Raw genomic sequence first — 5,435 nt, 5'->3', positions numbered from 1 at the left:
GGACGACGCCCTCCTCGCCGATCTGACGCCCGAGCGCCTCGACACGGTGTTCCGGGTCAAGGTCGACGCCGCGCGCAACCTCGCCGCCGCGACGGAGGGCAGGACGCTCAGCGCCTTCGTCCTCTACTCCTCGGCGGCCGGTCTGTTCGGCAACGCCGGTCAGGGTAACTACGCCGCGGCCAACGCCTTCCTGGACGCCTACGCGACCCAGCTGCGCGCGCGGGGAGTCCCCGCGACCTCCCTCGCCTGGGGCCTGTGGGACGCGGGGATGGGCGAGTCCCTCACCGACGCCGACCGGGAGCGGATGCGGCGCGGCGGTGTCCTGCCGCTCACGGCGGAACAGGGCCTCGCCGCGCTCGACGCCGCGCTCGGCACCGGCGAGCCGCTGGTCGCCCCGCTCGCCCTCGACCCGGCCGCGCTCGGCCAGGCGGCCGAGGTCGGCCTGCTGCCCCCGCTGCTGGCCGGGTTGGTCCGCGCACCGCGTAGCCGCCGGGACGTGTCGGCGGGGCCGGCACTGGGCCGGCGCCTGGAGGGCCTGCCCGCCGAGGACCAGGACCGGATCGTGCTCGAAGCCGTCCAGGGTCAGGTTGCGGCCGTGCTGGGGTACGACTCCGGCGCCGCCGTCCCGGTCGCGCGGCCGTTCAGCGAGCTGGGCTTCGACTCGCTCATCGCGGTCGACCTGCGCAACCGCCTGATGGCCGTGACGGGCCTGCGACTGCCGTCCACGCTGGTCTTCGACTACCCGAACACCGCCGCTCTCGCCGCTCACCTCGCCGAGCGGCTCAGGCCCGCCACGGTCTCCTCGGTGGCGGCCCTCCTGGCCGAACTCGACCGGCTCGAAAAGGGGTTGCAGGCGGCGTCGGCCGGTGACGACGAGCGGTCGCGGGTGACCGCCAGGCTGCACGGCCTGCTCGCCGCCTGGCAGGGCGCGGACACGGTGCCGACCGGCGGCACCGGCGGCGCCGTCCTCGTCGACGAGTTGGAAGCCGCCACCGACGACGAGATGTTCGACCTGATCGGCAAGGAATTCGGAATCTCCTGACCCGCCGCAGCAACGAGAGGCAACAGCACATGAGCGAGCCAGGCCGGGTCCCCGAGGATCGGCTGCGTTACTTCCTCAAACGAGTCACCGCCGAGCTCCACGACACCCGGGAGCAGCTCCGCGGGGCCGAGCAGGCCGCGTCCGAGCCGATCGCGATCGTCGGGACGGCCTGCCGGTTCCCCGGCGGGATCGGTTCGCCCGAGGACCTGTGGGAGCTGGTGGCCGCGGGCCGGGACGCGATCGGGACGTTCCCGACCGATCGTGGCTGGGACGTGGAGAACCTCTACCACCCCGACCCCGACCACCCGGGTACGTCGTACTCCCGGGACGGCGGATTCCTGTCCGGGGCCGCCGACTTCGACCCGACGGTGTTCGGGATCTCGCCGCGCGAGGCGCTGGCGATGGACCCGCAGCACCGGCTGCTGCTGGAGACGTCGTGGGAGGCGTTCGAGCGGGCCGGGATCGACCCGCTGGGGCTGCGTGGCTCGCGGACCGGTGTGTTCGCGGGCGTCATGTACAACGACTACGCGCTGGTGATGGGCAACTCGGCGGAGGCGGCCGAGGGATTCCTGGGCACCGGCGGGAGCATCGCGTCCGGCCGGGTCGCCTACACCTTCGGTCTGGAGGGGCCGACACTCACCGTCGACACCGCGTGTTCCTCCTCCCTGGTCGCCCTGCACCTGGCGGTGCAGGCGCTGCGGAACCGGGAGTGCGAGCTGGCGCTCGCCGGGGGCGTCACCGTGATGGCGACCCCGAACACGTTCATCGGGTTCTCGCGCCAGCGCGGCCTGGCGCCCGACGGCCGGTGCAAGTCGTTCGCCGAGGGGGCGGACGGCACCGGCTGGGGCGAGGGTGTCGGCATGCTGCTCGTGGAGCGGCTCTCGGACGCGCAGCGCCTGGGCCACCCGGTCCTCGCGGTCGTCCGGGGGAGTGCCGTGAACTCCGACGGCGCGTCGAACGGCCTGACCGCCCCGAACGGGCCCTCGCAGCAGCGGGTGATCCGCCAGGCGCTGGCCAACGCACGGCTCGGCACCGGCGACGTGGACGTGGTGGAGGCCCACGGCACGGGCACGCCGCTGGGCGACCCGATCGAGGCCCAGGCCCTCCTGGCGACCTACGGCCAGGACCGTGCGGAGAACGAGCCGTTGTGGCTGGGTTCGGTGAAGTCGAACCTCGGGCACACGCAGGCGGCGGCGGGTGTGGCCGGCATCATCAAGATGGTGGAGTCGATGCGGCACGGCGTGCTGCCCGGCACGCTGCACGTGGATGAGCCGTCGTCGCACGTGGACTGGTCGGCGGGCTCGGTGGAGCTGCTGACCGAGGCGCGTGACTGGCCCGCGACCGGTCGGCCGCGCCGGGCGGCGGTGTCCTCGTTCGGGATCAGCGGCACCAACGCCCACGTCATCCTCGAAGCCGCCCCGGCCACCGAGCCGGCCGCCGCCCCGGCCGACACGCCTCCGCCGGCCACCCCCGCGGCCCCGGTCGTCCCCGTCGTCCCGGTCGTCCTCGCGGCGGCCGACGAGATCGCGCTGGACGCCCAGGCCCGCCGACTGGCCGCGTTCCTCACCGATCGTCCGGACGTGCAGCCGGGCGCGGTCGCCCGTACGCTCGCCGACCGGTCCCGGTTGCCGCACCGGGCCGTCGCCCTCGGCCCGGACCGGCCCGCGCTGGCGGCCGCGCTGTCCGAGGGCGGCACCGTCCGGGGCACCGCACGCCCCGGCCGGCTCGCCCTCGTCTTCACCGGCCAGGGCGCCCAGCGGGTCGGCATGGGCCGCGAGCTCTACACGGCGTTCCCGGTGTACGCGGCCGCGTTCGACGCCGTGTGCGCCGCGCTCGGCCTGCCCGCCCACGACCTGCTCGACGACGAGGAGGGGATCCACCGGACCGGGACGGCGCAGCCCGCACTCTTCGCCGTCGAGGTCGCGCTGGCGGCCCTGCTGGAGCACTGGGGCATCAGGCCGGACGTGGTCGCCGGACACTCGGTCGGCGAGATCACCGCCGCCCACGTGGCCGGGGTCCTCACCCTGGCCGACGCGGCCCGGCTGGTCACCGCACGCGGTCGGCTGATGCAGGCCCTGCCGGCCGGGGGCGGGATGCTCACGGTGCGCGCCGCCGAGGCCGACGTCCGGGCGGCGTGCGGGGACATCGACGTGGCGGCCGTCAACGGGCCCCGCGCGGTCGTGCTCTCCGGATCGGACGCCGCGATCGAGCGGGCCGCGACGGCCGCCGCCGAGCGCGGCTGGAAGACCGGCCGCCTGCGGACCAGCCACGCCTTCCACTCCCGGCTCATGGAGCCGGTGCTCGCCGACTTCGCGAAGGAGGCCGCCGGGCTGACGTTCGCCGAGCCGAGGGTGGCCGCGGTCTCCACCGTCACCGGTGCGGCGGTCGCCGGGGGCGAATGGACCGACCCCGACTACTGGGTCGACCAGGTCCGTCGCCCGGTCCGTTTCGCCGACGCCGTCCACGCACTCGCCGCCCAGGGGGTCACCCGGGTCCTGGAGGTGGGGCCCGACGCGGTGCTCACCACCCTGGTCCAGGAGACGGATGCCGGGCTGCTGGCCGTGCCGGCGCTGCGCCGCGGGCACACCGAGCCGCTGACCCTCCTGACCTCGGTCGCCACGCTGTTCGTCGACGGCGCCGACGTCGACTGGCGGTCGGTCGTCGGCGGGGCGGGCCGGGCGGACCTGCCGACCTACCCGTTCACCCACCGCCGGCTCTGGCCCCGCCCGCGCCCCGGTGGCGGCGACGCCCACGGCCTCGGCCTGGACCCGACCGGTCATCCGCTGCTCGGTGCCGCGGTCGACCTCCCGGACACCGCCACGGTGGTCCTCACCGGAATGCTCACCGCGGCCACCCAGCCCTGGCTGGCCGAGCACACCGTGCTGGGCCGCGCCGTGCTGCCGGGCACCGCGCTGGTCGAGCTGGCGCTCGCCGCCGGCGAACGCGCCGGCGCGCCGGCGCTGGACGAACTCCTGCTCCAGGCGCCACTGACCCTGTCCGAGCGCGGCACGGTGACCCTCCGGCTCACCGTGACCGAGGAGGACGGCCGACGCCCGGTCACGATCCACTCCCGCGCGGACGACGGCGAGCCGTGGGTCCTGCACGCCACCGGTGTCCTCTCCGCCGCCGAAGCCGCCGACGTCGACGCCGACCTGGTCGACTGGCCGCCGGCCGGAGCCGAGGAGCTGCCGTTGGCCGGGCTGTACGAGGCGTTCGCGGACGCCGGCCTCGACTACGGGCCGGCCTTCCGGGGCCTGCGCCGGCTGTGGCGGCGCGGCGAGGAGGTGTTCGCCGAGGTGCGGACCGACGCGCCGGACGACGGATTCGGGCTGCACCCGGCGCTGTTCGACGCGGTCCTGCACGCGATCGGCCCGGCGGCGCTGCTGTCCGGTGACGGGCTGCGGCTGCCGTTCGCGTTCTCCGGGGTCCACCGGTTCGCCCCGGCCGCCGGTACCTCGCTGCGGGTGCGGCTGACGGCCCGGAGCGGCACCGACACGGTGGGACTCGACCTGGCGGACCCGACCGGCCTGCCGGTCGCCCGGGTCGACCGGCTCACCCTGCGGCCGGTCGCGGCCGGCCAGTTGGGCGGCGGAGCGGCCGAGCGGCTGCTCTACGCGGTGGAGTGGGCCTCGCAGGAGGTGGCGGCCGAGGTGCCGGGTGCGGTGATCCGTCTCGGTGACGCGCTGCCGGTGCCGGTGCCGGTGCTGTTGGTGGATGCGACGGCGGCGGGTGCGGCCCGGGAGCGGGCGGCCCGGTTGCTGGTGCTGCTCCAGTCGTGGCTGGCCGACGCGGCGTGGTCGGATTCGCGCCTGGTGGTGCGGACGTTCGGTGCGGCGGGCGCGGAGATCACCGATGCGGACGGTGCCGCGTTGTGGGGTCTGGTGCGGTCGGCGCAGGCTGAGCATCCGGACCGGCTCCACTTGGTGGACGCGGCTGAGGACGTGTTCTATCCGCTGCCGCAGGCCGTCGTTCGCGAGGGCGTGGTCACTGTGCCGCGTCTGGTGCGCCTGTCGGGTTCCGCGTCCGCTCCGGTGGAGTTCGGTGACGGCACGGTCGTCGTGACCGGTGCGACCGGCACGCTCGGTGGCCTGGTGGCCCGGCACCTGGTCGAGAACCACGGTGTTCGTGATCTGCTGTTGCTGTCCCGTTCCGGTGGGGATGCGGGACTCGTCGAGGAGCTCGCTTCGGCCCGTGTGCGGGCGGTGGCCTGTGACGTGGCGGACGCGGAAGCGGTCGCCGCAGCGCTGCGGGACGAGCCGGTGACCGCGGTGATCCACGCCGCCGGTGTGCTGGACGACGCCCTCCTCGCCGATCTGACGCCCGAGCGCCTCGACACGGTGTTCCGGGTCAAGGTCGACGCCGCGCGCAACCTCGCCGCCGCGACGGAGGGCAG

At 75.4% G+C, this 5,435-nt stretch carries 1 protein-coding gene and 1 pseudogene; both read left to right on the top strand.

Annotated features, from left to right (window positions below; translation table 11 throughout):
- On the top strand, positions 1–1,042 hold a 1,042-nt coding region (locus tag PUR56_RS08665; protein ID WP_329948449.1), incomplete at its 5' end, for a KR domain-containing protein.
- Positions 1,043–1,095: 53 nt separating this feature from the next.
- A pseudogene (locus PUR56_RS08660) lies at positions 1,096–5,435 on the top strand (SDR family NAD(P)-dependent oxidoreductase); the annotation flags it as partial.

The sequence above is a fragment of the Streptomyces sp. BE303 genome, from assembly GCF_036290945.1.
In the GTDB taxonomy this organism is placed as follows: Bacteria; Actinomycetota; Actinomycetes; order Streptomycetales; family Streptomycetaceae; genus Kitasatospora.
Note: the sequence above shows the minus strand (reverse complement) of the source record. Positions and strands in the feature narration are given on the sequence as shown.